The sequence below is a fragment of the Paraliobacillus quinghaiensis genome, from assembly GCF_003426025.1.
In the GTDB taxonomy this organism is placed as follows: Bacteria; Bacillota; Bacilli; order Bacillales; family Amphibacillaceae; genus Paraliobacillus_A; species Paraliobacillus_A quinghaiensis.
In genome coordinates this window covers 16,151-32,492 of sequence record NZ_QJSH01000032.1, presented here as the reverse complement: position 1 = coordinate 32,492, position 16,342 = coordinate 16,151, and the positions used below count along the sequence as shown (strand labels likewise).

The window sequence follows — 16,342 nt, the reverse complement described above, 5'->3', positions numbered from 1 at the left end:
TAAAAATGAAGCCGTAAGACTTCTTAACCTCAGGACCTGAGGGGATCGCCTAATCAATTAGAAACCGGTAGGTTTCTGTACTTAGGAATCTCGGTACTTCAGTGCCGAGTAGTTCAAAAGTTCGTTATATTAGTGAATGTTTTCACATAAAGTGCATGTTTTAATGAAAATTACAACTAAGTATATACATGTGTCTTGTCATATATATTTACATAAATTACACGCAATAGCAAGGAATTTTTTTATAATAAAAAGTACCTGGTACATTAAACAGACAATTGTCCATTTGATGTACCAGGTACCTTGATGAAGTGCTGATAAACGCCCTGGATGCGCCGATAAATCAGTTAGATAGATTTAATTCTTAAAAGGGCAGCATCTAATCAATTCCAGAAAACGCTTCTGTTCCTAACTACATGTACATTCTTATTTATTTTTTCCTTAATTTAGTATACGATGGAAAAGTAGGAGTGATGATTAATAATGCGAATCTATATTGTCGAGGACGATCCAAAAATAAGAGATATATTAAAAGATTTTTTGTCAAAATATGATTACCAAATAGAAACAGTCAAAGATTTTGATCAAATTACACAAGAGTTCTCTGTGTTTAATCCAAATCTTGTCTTATTAGATATCAATCTTCCACGATTTGATGGCTTTTACTGGTGCCGAAAAATTCGCGCTATCAGCAATTGTCCAATTATTTTTATTTCGGCAAGAGACGGTGGGATGGATCAGGTAATGGCAATTGAAAATGGTGCGGATGATTACATTACAAAGCCTTTTCAATTAGAGGTTGTTGTTGCAAAAATAAAAAGTTTAATGCGCAGAGTGTATGGCGAATATAGTACCGATAAATCTTCCACGTTGATTGATGTTGATGGATTAAGCTTAGATACCTCTTCATTCATCTTATCTTTTCAAACAAAAGAATGCTTGTTAACAAAAAAAGAGTTTTTATTAGCACAGACTTTTTTGACACAAACAGAAAAAATTTTATCAAGAGAATTTTTATTAGAGCGGTTATGGGACGATCAAGATTTTGTCGATGATAATACATTAAGCGTCAACATTACCCGTTTACGAAAAAAACTTGCAGATCTTGGTATCGATCAGGCAATTAAAACAATTCGTGGAGCCGGATATAAATTAGAAAAGACATGGGGGCCTAACCAATGAAAGCTTATCTTAAAGATCATATAGGCAATATTCTTTTCTTTTATTCTCAAATAGTATTAGTGATTATTGTTGCTAGATTAGCTAGTGGTATCAGTGGTGATCCGATAAGCAAACAAAATTTATTATACATGCTGATCATTACAACGTTTTTCTTAATCATTTACCACGTTTTACGTTATAACAAGTATCGCGATATGTATCGCTATACTGTGCATGCAGAGAGTGAATTAGCTTGGTTACCAGACCCACCTGATCAGTTAACTAACCAATTGAAAGAACATTACGAAAACCAATACAGAGACTATAAACAACAAGTAGAAAAACTTCACGTTGAGAAAAGACAAGAAACACTCTTTATGCAGCAATGGATTCATCAAATGAAAACACCATTATCTGTAATGCGCTTAACTTTAGAAAAAGAGGAACAAAACCTTCCTCCCTATTTTAAACAAGATATGGAGGAGGAATTAGATCGAATCAAACATGGACTACAGCTTGCTTTATATCAATCAAGACTGCAACAATTTGAAAGAGATTTTCATGTAGAGAAAATTAACTTAAAGGAGCTTGTCCATTCCTTAATACAAGAAAATAAATTAAACTTTATTCGTCATAGCGTCTACCCGAAAGTAGAAATCAATGAGATGTTACATATTTATTCCGATCAAAAATGGCTTTATTTTGTCTTAGAACAAATCACGAGTAATGCAATTAAATATGCTAGTAAAGCAAACAGTCAGATCCACTTCTCCACTCATATCCAGGAAAGTAAGATCCAATTAGATATTAGTGATCAAGGGATTGGTATTCCAAAACAGGATCTAAAGCGCATATTCGATCCTTTTTTCACCGGTGAAAATGGCAGGCACTATAGAGAATCCACTGGAATGGGACTATTCTTAGCAAAACAGATCTGTGATACATTACATCATTCAATCGAAGTGAGATCAGAAGTGAATCAGGGGACAACAATAAAGATTGAATTTGAACCTTTCTAATAGAAGTCTTACGAAAATGTAAGGTTTCTTTTTTAGTTTGAAAGAATATTCAATATGTCGCAAGCTCCACCCGTTTTATAATGAACATACAGTATTAAAACAGAAAGGAAGAATGGAATATGAGTGTCTTACAGGCAACGAACATATCAAAAGTATATGGGAGCAAACGAGGAATCGAACATAAAGCGATTGATAATATCTCGCTTTCGATAGAAAAAGGTGAATTTGTCGGCGTCATGGGTGCTTCTGGTAGCGGGAAGACAACTTTGCTCAACATACTATCAACAATTGACCACTTATCTGCAGGTACATTAACCATAAATGATCAAGAAATCACTCGCCTTTCTAAAGGGAAACTTGCTAAATTCAGACGGCAGGAAATGGGATTTATCTTTCAAGACTTTAACTTATTAGATACATTGACAATTGCTGAAAACATTATGCTTCCACTCACGCTAGATGGATGGAAAGTAAAAGAAATGGAAAATAAATTAGCGAATGTGGCAAATCAACTGGGGATTGCAACAATCTTACGGAATAGAAGCTTTGAGGTCTCTGGGGGACAAATGCAACGCGCCGCGATTGCCCGGGCAATAATTCACGAACCAGCTATTATTTTTGCGGATGAGCCAACAGGAAACCTTGATTCAAAGTCTTCGAAACAAGTCATGGAAGCACTTGCTCATTTAAATAAGAAAAAGAAAGCAACAACACTAATGGTATCACATGATCCGTTTGCTGCGAGCTTCTGTGAGCGAATTCTTTTTATTAAAGATGGAAAAATCTTTAACCAGATATATAAAGGGGATAACCGTCAAACGTTTTTCCAAGAGATTTTAAACGTCCAGTCCATGCTAGGAGGAGATACAGATGACCTTCAGACAGTTCGCGTTTAATAATGTAAAACGAAATTCCAGGCAGTATATGAGTTACTTTTTTAGTTGTATGTTTTCAGTAGCCGTATTTTTTATATACGCTGTCATTATGTTTCACCCTGAAATCGATGGCCATGAATTTCGTCAATCGGTGCAACGAGGGATTTTATCAGCTGAAATTGTAATATTTGTTTTCTCCTTTTTGTTTGTCATGTACTCGACTGGTGCTTTTGTTAAATCTCGAAAAAAAGAATACGGCTTATTGATGACGTTAGGCATTAGTAAAGGGAAACTAAATCGCTTATTAATTACCGAAAATACCATCATTGCGGTTGTGTCCATCGTAGCAGGAGTACTTGTTGGTATCCTGTTCGCCAATTTATTTCTGATGAGTTTTTCGCAAATATTAGGTTTAGATGGTTCATTAGACTTTTACATTGCACCAAAAGCTGTTCTCATAACAGTAATCAGTTACTTTGCTATGTTTGAAATTAATACACTATTTGTCGTTTGGACTTTACGTACTAACGCTGTTATTGATTTATTCCGTGGAACTAGAGCACCAAAACGTGTCCCAAAATTTTCATGGATTTTAAGCATTATTGGAATTGGTTTAGTAGTAGCAGCCTACTATATTGCATGGACAGCTGAATTATATAATATCTTCTATCGAATGCTACCAATTCTTGGTTTAATCGTGCCTGGCACCTATTTGTTATACACACAATTCTCAGTAGCATTTATCGATTTAATGAAAAAACGCAAGTCGTTCTACTTTAAACAAACAAACTTATTAACGATTTCTGAACTTAGCTATAAATTAAAAGACCATGCGAGGTTATTGTTTTTTGTTACGATTTTAAGTGCTGTTGCATTCACAGCATCTGGTGTTTTATATGGTGCTCTTAAAAGTGCGGAGACAGAGGCTTCTGCTTTTGTTCCTCAAGATATGAGCTTATTAAGTAAAGGTGAAGAAAACATCCTTCAAATGGATACAGAAGTACAAAAAGTGACCGACCGCTTAGAGGAGGAGAATATTGACTATAAATCAATAACTGTTGATCGTACCCAAGCAATGTTCACCGAGGATGGAAGTGAAAGATGGCTTGATATGATTTCTTATTCTGACTATAAAAAATTAGCAGACTTAAATGGAACAGAAGCTATCGAAGAACCAGGTAACAACGAAATTTTTGTTATGCTACCAAATATAGTAATGCCTCAGGAAATGAATTTCCCAGAGTCAATTGAAATTCGTTCTGAAAATTCCCAACAACAAGTACGTGTTCAAAAAGCGGAAAGTGTTGTCGTAAACAATAAGCACACGAGTTTTTCTGGAGTTGTATCCGATCAATTATATGAGTCGTTTGCATCTAATTCTCAACCAAATGAGCGTTATCGAACAGTTGTATTTTCAATCGATAATTGGACAAATGATGCAGAAATAATTGTTGATAGCATGACAAGATTAGACCGTAAAATCATTTCAGGACGAGATGCTAGTGCCGACTTTTATTTAACGATGAAAAATTCTTTATCCCATGCGTTATTTTTTGGTTTATTTATTAGTGTTTTATTTTTCTTAGCCGCTGGATCAATTCTTTATTTTAAATTGTATCAAGATCTTGATAATGATACAGCGCAATACAAAGCATTATATCGGATCGGTTTAACAGTAAAGGAAATGAAGAATGTAGCGACCAAACAGGTAGCCTATCTATTCTTCATACCATTCAGTGTCGCCGTCGTTCATACGAGTTTTGCATTTAAGGCATTACAAAATATGTTAGAGTCTTCTATTATCTTACCAAGCGTACTGTTAATCAGTTGCTATCTCTTGGTATATATAATCTATTTCTTCTTTATTAGAGGATTATATATTTCCAAAATCAAACAAGTGATGTAGACTTTTCTCTATCTCTGCGCTGATACTGTTGAGAGTTTTATGAAACTCACTTCAATAGGCAAGCTTATAGTTTCTATAAAAAGATACCTCAAATGACATTAGTCTGATTGAGGTATCTTACCTTTTCAAGTCTATCCTATTTCCCAAATCTTTTACGATAACCACATTTTCTACACAGTTCCTCTACAGCTATTCTTTGTGAGAAGCCATCTACTAGTTTAGTTGCGCGCTCGTCTGCAATAATCTCCGAAAAAGAAGCATCATTGATATTACCAAGATCTATTACACCTTCCCCATCCAAACAACAAGGGATAACCGTACCATTTGATAGAATTCCAGCTTGGTTTCTGAGACCATAGCAGAACCCTCTACCATCATCCTCTTCTTCTTCTAAAGCAGGCCACTTGAACTCGTAGTCTTGATTAATGTAAATTCGTTCTGCAATTTTTATCCCGCTTCCTGGTGTAATCTTCTCCTCAATTTTGTATGGCAAGTTAAATTCTGATTCAATTATTTCAAGTATTTCACGGTTCCGTTGTTTTTCCAGATTCGTAGTATTGTCTTGAGAGAGGTTCCAGAACCTTAAAGATGCGATCATATTCGATTCACTTGTTGCCTCTTTTATGAAAGAAAGGACACTGCCCACATACTCTTCCTTATCAATTGAAAATTCCTGTCCGTCAAAACTGTGCATAGAAAAATTCATTTGCCTTAACGCAGGTTTATGTAGTAATTGATCTTTTCTTTTATTAATTAACGTTCCATTTGTTGTGATATTCACTTTAAAGCCCTTTTCATAACTGATATCTAACAGTTGATCAATCTTAGGATGGAGAAGTGGCTCTCCTTTAACATGTAAATTAATATAGTCTGTGTGGGGTTTGATCTGGTCTAATCGCTTCGAAAAATCATCGACTGAAACGAACTGTCGCTCTCTGATTGTTGGCGGACAAAAGCTGCAAGCAAGATTACAAACACTCGTTATTTCCAAGTAAAACTTCTTAAACTTTTTCAAAATTAAGTCCTCATTTCACTTATGAATCTGATAGGTTTCGTTATTACTATTAGAGCACAAATTTGTTGAAATGGGAATGGAAGCTTGTATTACATGTGTACTGTTTGGTGGAAAAACCCCCTTAATTTAATGCGAAAAAACAACTCACCTCAAAAAGATTGAGAATGAGTTGTTTTGTCTAATTCTTCAATTTAATCCATTCCAACTCAACTGGAATAGATTTTACTGATGGTATAATCTTTTAATAATTCCTAGTTCTATACAGATGTCAGTTGACTGTGTTGGACGTCTTCCTCTGATGTTTCTTGAATTGACTGATATAAATCCATATATTGATTTGCAGAGTATTTCCATGAGATTTGACTTTTCATTATATTCTTCATAAGCTTTTGCCACTTCGTTTTATCATGATACATTTCAATCGCACGTCGAACTGTAAAAAGCATGTCATGGGCATTATAACTTGCAAATCCAAATCCATTACCCTCTTCCGTTACTTCGTTAAATGAAGTAACTGTATCCACTAACCCTCCTGTTTCACGAACAATTGGCGCAGATAGATATCGTAATGCAAGCAATTGTCCTATGCCACACGGCTCAAAGCGTGAAGGCATCAAAAACATATCACTCGCTGCGTAAATTTGACGAGCTAAGGGTTCTTGAAATGTAATATTAGTAGACATTTTTTCCGGATGTCTATCTTGGCACCACCCTAGCATTTGCTCGTATTGGTACTCCCCTGTTCCAAGCAACACAATTTGAATATCGTCATGGTACAAGAGCTCATCGATAACTCTTCCTATTAGATCGAACCCTTTTTGTTCCACAAGTCGAGATACAATCCCAATCATTGGAACGTCTTTTCTAACAGGCAGTCCTAGTTGTTCCTGAAGCCACATTTTATTTTGATTTTTCTTAACTTGTGAGCTACGATACGGAAAACTAAGCGCCTCATCTGTCATTGGATTAAATTCCCTATCATCAATCCCATTTACAATACCGGTTAATTGCTCAGATCTTTTCCGCAGCACTCCATCTAAGTTTTCTCCGTAATAAGGTGTTTGAATCTCATGAGCATACGTTTGACTAACCGTTGTAATATAATCCGCGAAATTCAGTGCACCCTTCATGAGATTAATGCCCCCGAAAAACTCTAATCCATCATCTGTCATTAGTCTCTCATCAAGATCCATTAAGTCATGTAATACAGATTGAGGGAAGATTCCTTGATATTTAACATTATGAATAGTAAATACTGTTTTCACACCTTGTAATAAATGATCTTCTTGATATTGGTTGCGAAGTAAAACTGGAATTAAACCTGCATGCCAATCATGACAGTGCATAACATCAGGAATCCAGTCCAATTCTCGTATCATCTCAATTACAGCACGATTGAAAAAGACAAACCTTTCTGCTTCATCTTCAAAACCATAAAGATTTGAACGTTTGAAATAATATTCATTGTCAACAAAATAATAAGTTATGCCATTATACTCCAAATATTCAATACCAGCATATTGGCTGCGCCAGCCTAGATTTACAGTTAACGTGCTAAGAAGATTTAATTGTTCTTTCCATTCTTGATTCATTTCCATATATTTTGGCAATACAACACGCACATCTGCACCTTGCTCTTTTAACGCTTGAGGAAGAGACCCTAACACATCAGCCAATCCTCCCGTTTTGATAAATGGGGTGCATTCTGAGCCAATCATCAAAATATTCATACATTCACACTCCTCTTGTTTTTTAGAAATATTTCTTAACTTACACCTTCTCAAACTAATTAAGAAAACTTGTTTTTTTATTTTCATAATGTATAAAAAAGACTATCAGGTGAACGAATATAGACATTCCTTTCTATATTGCGTCTCTATATCTTTTTTCTTTTTGCCACAACAAATGGCTTTTCCTTTGCACCGATTAACATCCGATCAAAAGAAATTTTACATTCTTTATCTAAAATAACATTTTCTAGTACAGCACCACTTTCAATAGTACACTTTTGCATAATAATAGAATTTTTAATTATTGCATCTTTGCCTACCTTTACCCCTCGAAATAGAATACTATCTTCTACTTCCCCTTCAATGACACACCCACTCGCCACCAATGTTTTTTGTACATTAGAACCAGGAAAATATTTAGTAGGCGTTTCATTTTTAACTTTAGTAAAAATAGGAGATTCCTCTTTAAAAAGGCCATCATGTTCCGTTTCGTTCAATAATTTCGCACTATTACGATAGTAGCTTTCCACTGAATTAATTAGTGCATGTACACCTTTATATTCATAAGCATGAATATGGATATCCTTTGATTTAGCTTTAATCGCATCTAAAAATAGATTTGAATTACCACGTGCAATGCATTCTTCTACCAAAGAATACAAATAACTTTTCTTGATTAGAAACATATTCATATAGACATTTTGATTCTGTTGGGCGTTATGAATATCTGTTACTCTATTTTGTTCATCAACTGTGAGTTTGTGAGCAAAACGGTGCTCTGGATAAAGCTCGCCCACTTTTTTATAAATAACTGTCACATCCGCATTTGACGCTTTGTGTTCTTTTAATACATCTTGGAAATTAATATTGCAAATATTTTGTGATCCTGAGATTAATAGATAATCCGCTTGGACTCTGTTAATAAAATCCATGTTATTGTGAAAATGTTTCAAATCACCTTTTGAAATATCAGTTGGATCATTCCAATCAGGCGGTAAAATAAACAACCCACCTTGCTGCCTATCCAAATCCCATGCTTTCCCCTGTTCTAAATGATCCATTAAAGAGCGATATTTACTTCTTACAAATATAGCAATCGAATCAATTTGCGAATTAATCATATTAGAAATAGTAAAATCAATCATACGATAACGTCCTGCAAATGGTACAGCAGCCCCACACCGGAAATATGTTAACTCATCCAATACGTCCTGTTCTTCATCTAAATTGATAATTCCAGCTATTCGATTCATGATATCTCTCCTACCTCGTCATAGTTGCAAATCTTATATCCTTGGTACTCCCCATTTGAAAATAATGTAATGTCACTAGTTGGCATAGGATTACCAATCACAGCGTTATCTTCAATTACACTACCCTCTTCTATAATAGAACGGAATATTTTAACATTTTTCCCTATACGAACATTTGGCATAATGACAGACTCTTGAATAAGCGAACCCTTTTTCATATGTACACCATAAAAAAGAACAGAACGATTAATTGTCCCATAGATACGACATCCCTCACCTATCAATGCCCCTTGAACCTCTGCATTTGGAGCAACGTATTGAGCTGTGTGATTGGGATTATTAGAATAGATTTGCCAAGAATAATCATTTAAATCAAGCTCTGTTTTACCCTCCAACAGATCCATATTTGCTCTCCAAAGGCTTTCTACGGTCCCAACATCCTTCCAGTATCCTTCAAATTTATAGGACATTAAATGTTTCTCATCCTGCAGCAATTCAGGGATAATATCCTTTCCAAAATCATGTGAAGAAGTGTGTTTTTTTGCATCTTCTATTAAATACTTTTTCAACACATCATAGCGAAAAATATAGACACCCATTGATGCAAGATTACTCATTGGAAATGCGGGTTTTTCATCAAAATCAATAATTTCCCCTAACTCATTTGTGTTCATAATTCCAAATCTATTGGCTTCATCCCAGGGAACTTCAATAACAGAAATGGTACAATCCGCTTCACTAGATTTGTGATATTCTAGCATTCTCCCATAATCCATTTTGTATATATGATCACCTGACAAAATAAGGACGTGCTCTGGATTATATTGATCTAGAAAATTTATATTTCTATAAATCGCATCCGCAGTACCACTATACCAACTTCCACCTTCAGATTGCGTATATGGAGGAAGTACAGATACCCCACCAAATTGCCGATCCAAATCCCACGCGCTCCCAATACCAATGTAATCATTTAAGATAAGTGGTTCATATTGCGTTAAGACACCAACCGTATTAATTCCTGAATTTGTGCAGTTACTTAACGGAAAATCAATAATCCGGTATTTACCACCATAATAAACAGCTGGTTTTGCAATCGTCTTTGTCAAAGATTTAAGTCTTGTTCCTTGGCCCCCAGCCAATAACATCGCAACGCATTCTTTATTTTTCATTTAATCTCTTTCCTTCCCCTGATGTAGAAGTTTTCTTTAAAATACTAATCGCTAACGGAGGTATCGTCATTTCAATATGCTGACCTTGTGTTTGCCACGGAGTAGCGATTGCTTCCAATTGCACCCCATTTGTCTGTCCTGAACCACCAAAATGCTCCGCATCACTTGAAAATATTTCTTTGTAGGTACCGAGTCTTGGAACGCCTACTTTATAATGGTGATATACTTCTGGAGTAAAGTTGCATACAACAACTAATTGATCATTTGATGAACGACTATTTCTTATAAAAGAGATAATACTTTGTTCATAATTATTTGCATCAATCCAGTTAAAGCCTTCTTCTTTATGGTCTAACTCCCACAGTGCAGGCATATCTTTATATAACTGGTGAAGTTGTTTCATATAGCTTAAGATATGAGCATGCGAATCATAATCTAACAGCTCCCAGTCTAAATCCTCCACATCTTTCCACTCGTCAAACTGACCAAATTCACTACCCATAAACAATAATTTCTTTCCAGGGTGGGTGAACATGTAACCCAAGAACACGCGTAAATTAGCAAACTTCCTCCAATAATCACCTGGCATTTTATTTAATAATGATTTCTTCCCATGAACGACTTCATCATGTGAAATCGGTAATATAAAATTTTCAGAGAAAGCATAAAATAACGAGAAGGTAATTAAATTATGGTGATATTTTCGATGAATAGGGTCCATTTCCATGTACCGAAGCATGTCATTCATCCAACCCATGTTCCATTTATAATTAAAACCAAGCCCTCCTAAATATGTAGGAGCACTTACTAATGGCCAGGAAGTGGATTCTTCTGCCATCATGAGTACATCAGGTATCTCATTAAAAATTGCTTCATTTAACTTCTTAATAAATGCTACCGCTTCTAAATTTTCTCTTCCTCCATATTCGTTTGGCTCCCAGTCCCCATCTTCTTTACAATAATTCAAGTAAAGCATGCTAGCTACCGCATCTACTCGCATTCCATCTATATGAAATTCTTTAAGCCAATAGATAGCGTTAGAGATCAGAAAGCTTTGCACTTCATTTCTACCAAAATCAAAACTTAGTGTTCCCCACATCGTTTTTTCTGCTTTACTAGGATTCTCGTATTCGTACAACGCTTCTCCATCAAATCGTCTCAACCCGTGTGCGTCCTTACAGAAGTGACCAGGTACCCAATCCAAAATAACCCCTAATCCATTCTGATGACATTGGTCCACAAAGTACCTAAAATCATCTGGTGTACCATAGCGAGAAGTAACCGAATAATACCCCGTTGCTTGATAACCCCACGAACGATCAAATGGATGCTCGGTTAATGGTAAAAGTTCAATATGCGTATATCCAAGTTCTTTTACATATGGAATCACCATTTCCGCATACTCACGATATGTATAATACTCTTCTTCCTTAATGTACTTCCAAGAACCAAGATGAAGTTCATAAATGGAAATAGGCGATTCATAATGATTCAATTGTCTTCTTTGTTCCATCCATTTCTCGTCTTTCCAAGTGTATTGATTCAGCGGATATACGGCGGAAGCTGTATTAGGTCTTAATTCACTTGAAAAAGCATATGGGTCAGCTTTTAACGTCAAGTGCCCATGATTAGTTAAAATTTCATATTTGTAGATGGTCCCTGTTTCAAGATCTGGGATAAATCTGTTCCAAATTCCATTGTCATTAACCTTTTCCATAGGATGTTGTCTACCATCCCAATCATTAAACAACCCAACAACACTAACTCTCTTAGCATTTGGTGCCCACACAGTAAAACGTATTCCAGACTTCCCATCTTGAATAGTAGGATGTGCGCCTAGAAGCTGATAGCTATATCTAAGATTCCCTTGATGAAATAAATAAATGTCATGCTCTAATTCTGACTGATCCAACACACCATCACTCCCTCTAAACAATTTAACTATAATTATATGTTCATTGAGTGATGATAACAATTAATACTTTGTGCTAATTTTCGGAAAACTTTGTCGTGAATTGTCTTATTTTAAAAACGCTATCGAAATATGAATAATAGCGACGAATACGGTGAAATATTTTTACAAGAACAATTACTACTCCCCATATTTCTAGTGATTTTGGCGAAGAATGAAGATAAAAAAAAGTAGCTAATTCCCCATCGACTGCAATATTTAATTAATTCCATTACTTTTTCTTTAATAATAACTCATCAAATGGTTAGAATAAGAATTACTAAATTTAAAGTGTGAGGTACATAATTTGAAAAAGAAATTATTAATATTCATATTAACTTTGGCATTATGGTTTGTTTTGGCAGGCAAGGTTAATATTCATGTATTTTTGTTGGGTGCTATTATTTGTTCGATCATATCGCTTATGTTGGCAGATAATGTGTTTAGTTTTGTACAAAAGAAACATGAGTTAAAAGGTTTTTTCAAAAAAATATATTACATATTTTTGCTAATCAGTTCTTTTATATATGATGTATTTATATCTGCGATCAGAGTATCCAGACATGCATTTGAAATGAAACCTTCACTTTCTTCTAGGACAGTGAGAATTAAAACATCTCTTGAAAACTTAAACAGTAATGCAGCTTTAGTTAATTTTATTACATTCACTCAAGGGAGCATCGCTATGGATTTCGATCATTTAAATAGGTATTACTTTATTCACTGGATAGATGTTCACGGTGAAGATGAAGTAGAAGTAAAGAAAGCACTTATTAGTAAACATGAGCATTTGATAGCTAAAATTTTTGATTAATTTAGTATAAGTACCTCATTTTTATGTTCTTTTATATAATCTGGAGTGTGATCTTTTTGCTTTATTTCATATTAGCAATTGTCTTATGTGCTATTTTAACTTTTTATAGAGTCATTAAGGGCCCCAGTCTACCTGATAGACTTGTTGCTATGAATAGTATAGGTGTGATGTTTTTACTCGTTTTAGTTTTATTAAGTTATTATTTTGAACGTAAAATTTTTGTTGATGTGGCTTTAGTTTATGGGGTTTCTTTTTTTATCAATGTTTTAATTATGGCTAAATATTTAAAAAAACCAGGAAAAGGTGGAGTTGGTGATTGATTTCAATCTAAGTGTAAGACAACTATTTGCTTTTGTATTTTTTATAGCTGGTATTTATTTTTTGTTAAGTACTGCTGTGGGATTAATTCGTTTTCCTAATTTGTATACCCGGTTACATGCCGGATCTAAATGCTTAATGGCCGGAGGTATATCAGTTTTCATGGGATGTATCCTACTTGAAGGCATTAGTTTTGTTTCTTTAAAACTAATTGTCATCATGGTTTTCTTATTCATCACGAATCCGATTGCCATTCATGTCATCGCCAGTTTTGACAATAATTATAACCTTATACCCAAAACATATACAAAAGAAGATTTGGATAAGTGATTGGAGGTAAAGCCGTGATAGATATCATATTTCATCTGTTATTCCTATTTTTAATCATAACCGCATTTTTTATGGTATTTACGAAAGATCTATCAAATTCCGTTATTACGCTTCCCCTATTCGGTGCCATTCTGGTAATTATTTTTGTGATACTCCAAGCTCCAGGTGTTGCTCTCGCTGCAGCAATAATGACTGCTGGTTTAACAACTGCTTTTTTTGTAATTACTATAAATAAAACGGAGTATGGACGAAATGAGTAGACTAAATGAAAGATTTACAAAGCTCTATAAAATAGGTCTTGTTATAACATTCGCTTATTTTTTATTAGTCTTATTTTATGACATACATAATCTAGGTACCGATCGTAAAAGATATTTATCAGAACACTATATTTCTCAAGGGGTACAGGAAACCGGAGCGACAAATTTAGTTGCATCTGTCCTATATGATTACCGAGCTTTTGATACGTTGGGTGAGGCAACGATGATTTTAACTGCTGCTACTGTTTTAGCTTTTCTGGTTCCTATAACTAAAGCAACAATGTTTGGTACACCATTTAAAAGTATTGTTAATCAAACGGTAAAATTGATCATCCCCTATATAGCCGTTTTAGGAGCGTACTTAATTTTATTTGGTCATATTAGTCCTGGCGGTGGTTTTGTTGGAGGAGTTGTTCTGTCTATCATTGCCATTCTGCTGACACTAACCTATAGTGTTGAATTCTCTGAATATATATTCAAACCTGACCAAAAAAAGTTCATAGAAGATATAGGAGCTATCGGCTTTGTTTTACTAGGATTACTAGGGATCTTCACTGGAAGCAATTTTCTCAGCAACGGACAAGCCAATTTTGGAACGGGAAATGCCGGAGAAGTGTTTAGCGCTGGGTTAATGCCTTTCATCAATTTAATGATTGGATTAAAAGTAAGTGCTGGTCTGGCGATTATTTTTAATAGCTTAATTAAGGAGAAATAATAGTGGAAATAGCCTATGTTGCTGTAATTATTTTGTTCTGTTTAGGAATGTACACGATCATTACCAAAAAAAATTTAATAAAGATTGTTATTGGTATTACGATTGTAGAATCTTCTTTGATTTTGTTATTAATGCTTGTAGGTTATAAACCGGGTGGAACTGCTCCTATCTTAGACAAAAGATATGAAATAGTAGTCGATCCAATCACTCAGGCACTAGCCCTAACTACCATTGTTATTGGTGGAAGTGTTACAGCTGTCATGCTAGCTATGGTAATTAAGTTACATAAAAGATATAGAACATTAAACATTGATGAGATTCGAAAATTGAGAGGATAATTTTTAGGAGGTTAATAATGGAATTGGCTGTCTGGGTTATCATTTTACCTTTATTAACCGCATTTTCTCTTGGCATTTCGAAGTTATATTTTAAAAAGATTTTTTTCAAATTGGTAATCGGTAGTGCGATCCTTTATCTTTATTTGTTAATTTTAGTTATCACTACTAGTTATCCCCCAAAAGTTTACAGTATTGGTCAATGGGGGCTCTTAGGTATAAATCTAATGGTGGATCCTTTATCCGCCCTATTTTTGTTAATAATAGCGCTATTATTTTTACCTTTTATTATATTTTCCATGAAATATACTAAATGTATTAAACATGACTACTTTATTTTTTCATATTTAATGGTTGCCGGTATTTCTGGAATGGTTCTTACTACTGATTTATTCAATCTTTATGTATTTATGGAAGTGAGTTCTCTGAGTTCTTGTGCTCTATCGTTGTATAAAAAGACTGATAGAGGAATAGAAGGTACATTTAAGTATTTGATCATGTCTACGTTTGGGAGCTTTTTTATTTTACTGGCTACCATTTTAACTTATTATTTAACTGGAACTCTAAATATGGCTGAAATTTCCCTAGCATTTGAAGATACTCCCTTTACGATTAAAAGTACAATTATGGCCTTTTTTGTTTTTGGCTATGCAATAAAGATCGGATTACTTCCAATGCATGCTTGGCTACCTGATGCTTATGAAGATTCCCCAATCCCTTACAATGTTCTATCTTCTGGATTGGTGATGAAATCTGCTGTATATGCATTAATAAGAGGATTATATATTATGTTTGGCATTGATTTTCTGGATGAAAGTGGACTGTTAACTATTGTCGTTTTCTGGGGAGTCATTACTTTTATTACTGCTCATTGTTTAGCCTTTCAGCAATCAAATTTAAACCGGCTGCTCGCCTATTCCACCATTGCCCAAATCGCGTATATCATGATCGGATTATTTGTGGGAACGGAAGCAGGCTTAATTGCTGGAAGTTTTCATATCTTAAATCATGCCATCATGAAAGGGACCTTATTTTTTGTTGTAGGAATATTTAATTATAGTTTAGCCGCTGTTGAGATAGAAGATATTAAAGGACTAGGTTATAAATTCCCAATACTCTCATTTACTTTTGTAGTTGGTTCCCTTGCTATAGTGGGATTGCCTCCCTTCAATGGATTTATGAGTAAGTGGCTTATTGTTGAAGCAGCTCTAGAAGCTGGCTTTACTTATGCTGCCTTCTTTATTCTGGTCGGAACGTTTTTATCTTTAACGTATTATTTAAAAGTAATTGTTACATTATATACAAAAAACGAAAAACCACTATTAATAGAAGAAGCCGGTTTATCTTTAAAATTACCGACTATCTTTCTAGGTAGTTTATGTATTGTATTTGGTATAGTACCATCATTACCTTTACATCTCATTACTAAAATCCCAACATTTTTGCTAGATAACGGGGATTACATAAGAATACTAATAGGGGGCTAGC

The 16,342-nt window shown here is 34.6% G+C and carries 16 protein-coding genes; 11 read left to right on the top strand and 5 right to left on the bottom strand.

Annotated features, from left to right (window positions below; translation table 11 throughout):
* The first annotated feature begins 480 nt into the window (after nt 1–480).
* From D2K40_RS14675 to D2K40_RS14660, 4 genes are all read left to right on the top strand, one after another.
* Nucleotides 481–1,182 carry a response regulator transcription factor gene (locus D2K40_RS14675; protein ID WP_162879233.1) on the top strand — a complete coding sequence of 234 codons (702 nt, stop codon included), beginning with the start codon at nt 481–483 and terminating at the stop codon, nt 1,180–1,182.
* Complete coding sequence (locus D2K40_RS14670; RefSeq protein ID WP_117157092.1) at nt 1,179–2,180, top strand: sensor histidine kinase; 1,002 nt, start codon at nt 1,179–1,181, stop codon at nt 2,178–2,180. Before D2K40_RS14675 ends, D2K40_RS14670 begins: the two co-directional genes overlap by 4 nt.
* A 119-nt stretch (nt 2,181–2,299) precedes the next feature.
* Nucleotides 2,300–3,076: an ABC transporter ATP-binding protein gene (locus tag D2K40_RS14665; RefSeq protein WP_117157091.1), complete on the top strand. Its 777-nt coding sequence runs from the start codon at nt 2,300–2,302 to the stop codon at nt 3,074–3,076.
* A complete protein-coding gene (locus D2K40_RS14660) occupies nt 3,051–4,961 on the top strand; it encodes an ABC transporter permease (RefSeq protein ID WP_117157090.1) in 1,911 nt (636 codons plus the stop codon). The genes D2K40_RS14665 and D2K40_RS14660 overlap by 26 nt, the downstream gene beginning before the upstream one ends.
* 136 nt (nt 4,962–5,097) lie before the next feature.
* Here D2K40_RS14660 and D2K40_RS14655 read toward each other — a convergent pair whose 3' ends face one another.
* From D2K40_RS14655 to glgB, 5 genes are all read right to left on the bottom strand, one after another.
* Nucleotides 5,098–5,976, bottom strand: coding sequence for a radical SAM/SPASM domain-containing protein (locus D2K40_RS14655; RefSeq protein WP_117157089.1), 879 nt, complete (start codon nt 5,974–5,976; stop codon nt 5,098–5,100).
* A 257-nt stretch (nt 5,977–6,233) separates the two neighbouring features.
* Nucleotides 6,234–7,706: a glycogen synthase GlgA gene (gene glgA, locus D2K40_RS14650; protein WP_117157088.1), complete on the bottom strand. Its 1,473-nt coding sequence runs from the start codon at nt 7,704–7,706 to the stop codon at nt 6,234–6,236.
* 146 nt (nt 7,707–7,852) lie between these two features.
* Complete coding sequence (gene glgD / locus D2K40_RS14645; RefSeq protein ID WP_117157087.1) at nt 7,853–8,959, bottom strand: glucose-1-phosphate adenylyltransferase subunit GlgD; 1,107 nt, start codon at nt 8,957–8,959, stop codon at nt 7,853–7,855.
* Nucleotides 8,956–10,131 (bottom strand): glucose-1-phosphate adenylyltransferase, encoded by a 1,176-nt coding sequence (locus D2K40_RS14640; RefSeq protein ID WP_117157086.1) that lies wholly within the window; start codon nt 10,129–10,131, stop codon nt 8,956–8,958. Before D2K40_RS14640 ends, glgD begins: the two co-directional genes overlap by 4 nt.
* Nucleotides 10,121–12,043, bottom strand: coding sequence for a 1,4-alpha-glucan branching protein GlgB (gene glgB / locus D2K40_RS14635; protein WP_229666798.1), 1,923 nt, complete (start codon nt 12,041–12,043; stop codon nt 10,121–10,123). The genes D2K40_RS14640 and glgB overlap by 11 nt, the downstream gene beginning before the upstream one ends.
* A gap of 346 nt (nt 12,044–12,389) precedes the next feature.
* Between glgB and D2K40_RS14630 the strand changes: the two genes are divergently transcribed.
* Genes D2K40_RS14630 through D2K40_RS14600 form a run of 7 tightly spaced genes read left to right on the top strand, consistent with a single transcriptional unit; the run spans nt 12,390 to nt 16,341 of the window.
* Nucleotides 12,390–12,896 carry a Na+/H+ antiporter subunit E gene (locus D2K40_RS14630; RefSeq protein ID WP_117157084.1) on the top strand — a complete coding sequence of 169 codons (507 nt, stop codon included), beginning with the start codon at nt 12,390–12,392 and terminating at the stop codon, nt 12,894–12,896.
* A 56-nt stretch (nt 12,897–12,952) separates the two neighbouring features.
* The gene (locus D2K40_RS14625) at nt 12,953–13,216 is read left to right on the top strand and encodes a monovalent cation/H+ antiporter complex subunit F (protein WP_117157083.1); all 264 of its coding nucleotides are present in this window, start codon (nt 12,953–12,955) and stop codon (nt 13,214–13,216) included.
* The gene (gene mnhG / locus D2K40_RS14620) at nt 13,209–13,544 is read left to right on the top strand and encodes a monovalent cation/H(+) antiporter subunit G (protein ID WP_205417578.1); all 336 of its coding nucleotides are present in this window, start codon (nt 13,209–13,211) and stop codon (nt 13,542–13,544) included. The genes D2K40_RS14625 and mnhG overlap by 8 nt, the downstream gene beginning before the upstream one ends.
* Nucleotides 13,545–13,558: 14 nt before the next feature.
* On the top strand, nt 13,559–13,804 hold the full coding sequence (locus D2K40_RS14615) for a Na(+)/H(+) antiporter subunit B (RefSeq protein ID WP_117157082.1): 246 nt from the start codon (nt 13,559–13,561) through the stop codon (nt 13,802–13,804).
* Nucleotides 13,797–14,519: a hydrogen gas-evolving membrane-bound hydrogenase subunit E gene (gene mbhE / locus D2K40_RS14610; RefSeq protein ID WP_117157081.1), complete on the top strand. Its 723-nt coding sequence runs from the start codon at nt 13,797–13,799 to the stop codon at nt 14,517–14,519. Before D2K40_RS14615 ends, mbhE begins: the two co-directional genes overlap by 8 nt.
* A 2-nt stretch (nt 14,520–14,521) precedes the next feature.
* Nucleotides 14,522–14,857, top strand: a complete 336-nt coding sequence (locus D2K40_RS14605; RefSeq protein ID WP_117157080.1) for a sodium:proton antiporter — start codon at nt 14,522–14,524, stop codon at nt 14,855–14,857.
* Nucleotides 14,858–14,874: 17 nt separating this feature from the next.
* Entirely contained in the window at nt 14,875–16,341 is a 1,467-nt protein-coding gene (locus tag D2K40_RS14600; RefSeq protein WP_117157079.1) for a complex I subunit 5 family protein, read from the top strand.
* Nucleotide 16,342: the final 1 nt, after the last annotated feature.

Coding starts and splice junctions, on each gene's coding strand:
- D2K40_RS14670 (WP_117157092.1), top strand. CDS start 1,179: ATGAAAGCTTATCTTAAAGATCATATAGGCAATATTCTTTTCTTTTAT.
- D2K40_RS14665 (WP_117157091.1), top strand. CDS start 2,300: ATGAGTGTCTTACAGGCAACGAACATATCAAAAGTATATGGGAGCAAA.
- D2K40_RS14660 (WP_117157090.1), top strand. CDS start 3,051: ATGACCTTCAGACAGTTCGCGTTTAATAATGTAAAACGAAATTCCAGG.
- glgA (WP_117157088.1), bottom strand. CDS start 7,706: ATGAATATTTTGATGATTGGCTCAGAATGCACCCCATTTATCAAAACG.
- glgD (WP_117157087.1), bottom strand. CDS start 8,959: ATGAATCGAATAGCTGGAATTATCAATTTAGATGAAGAACAGGACGTA.
- D2K40_RS14640 (WP_117157086.1), bottom strand. CDS start 10,131: ATGAAAAATAAAGAATGCGTTGCGATGTTATTGGCTGGGGGCCAAGGA.
- mbhE (WP_117157081.1), top strand. CDS start 13,797: ATGAGTAGACTAAATGAAAGATTTACAAAGCTCTATAAAATAGGTCTT.
- D2K40_RS14600 (WP_117157079.1), top strand. CDS start 14,875: ATGGAATTGGCTGTCTGGGTTATCATTTTACCTTTATTAACCGCATTT.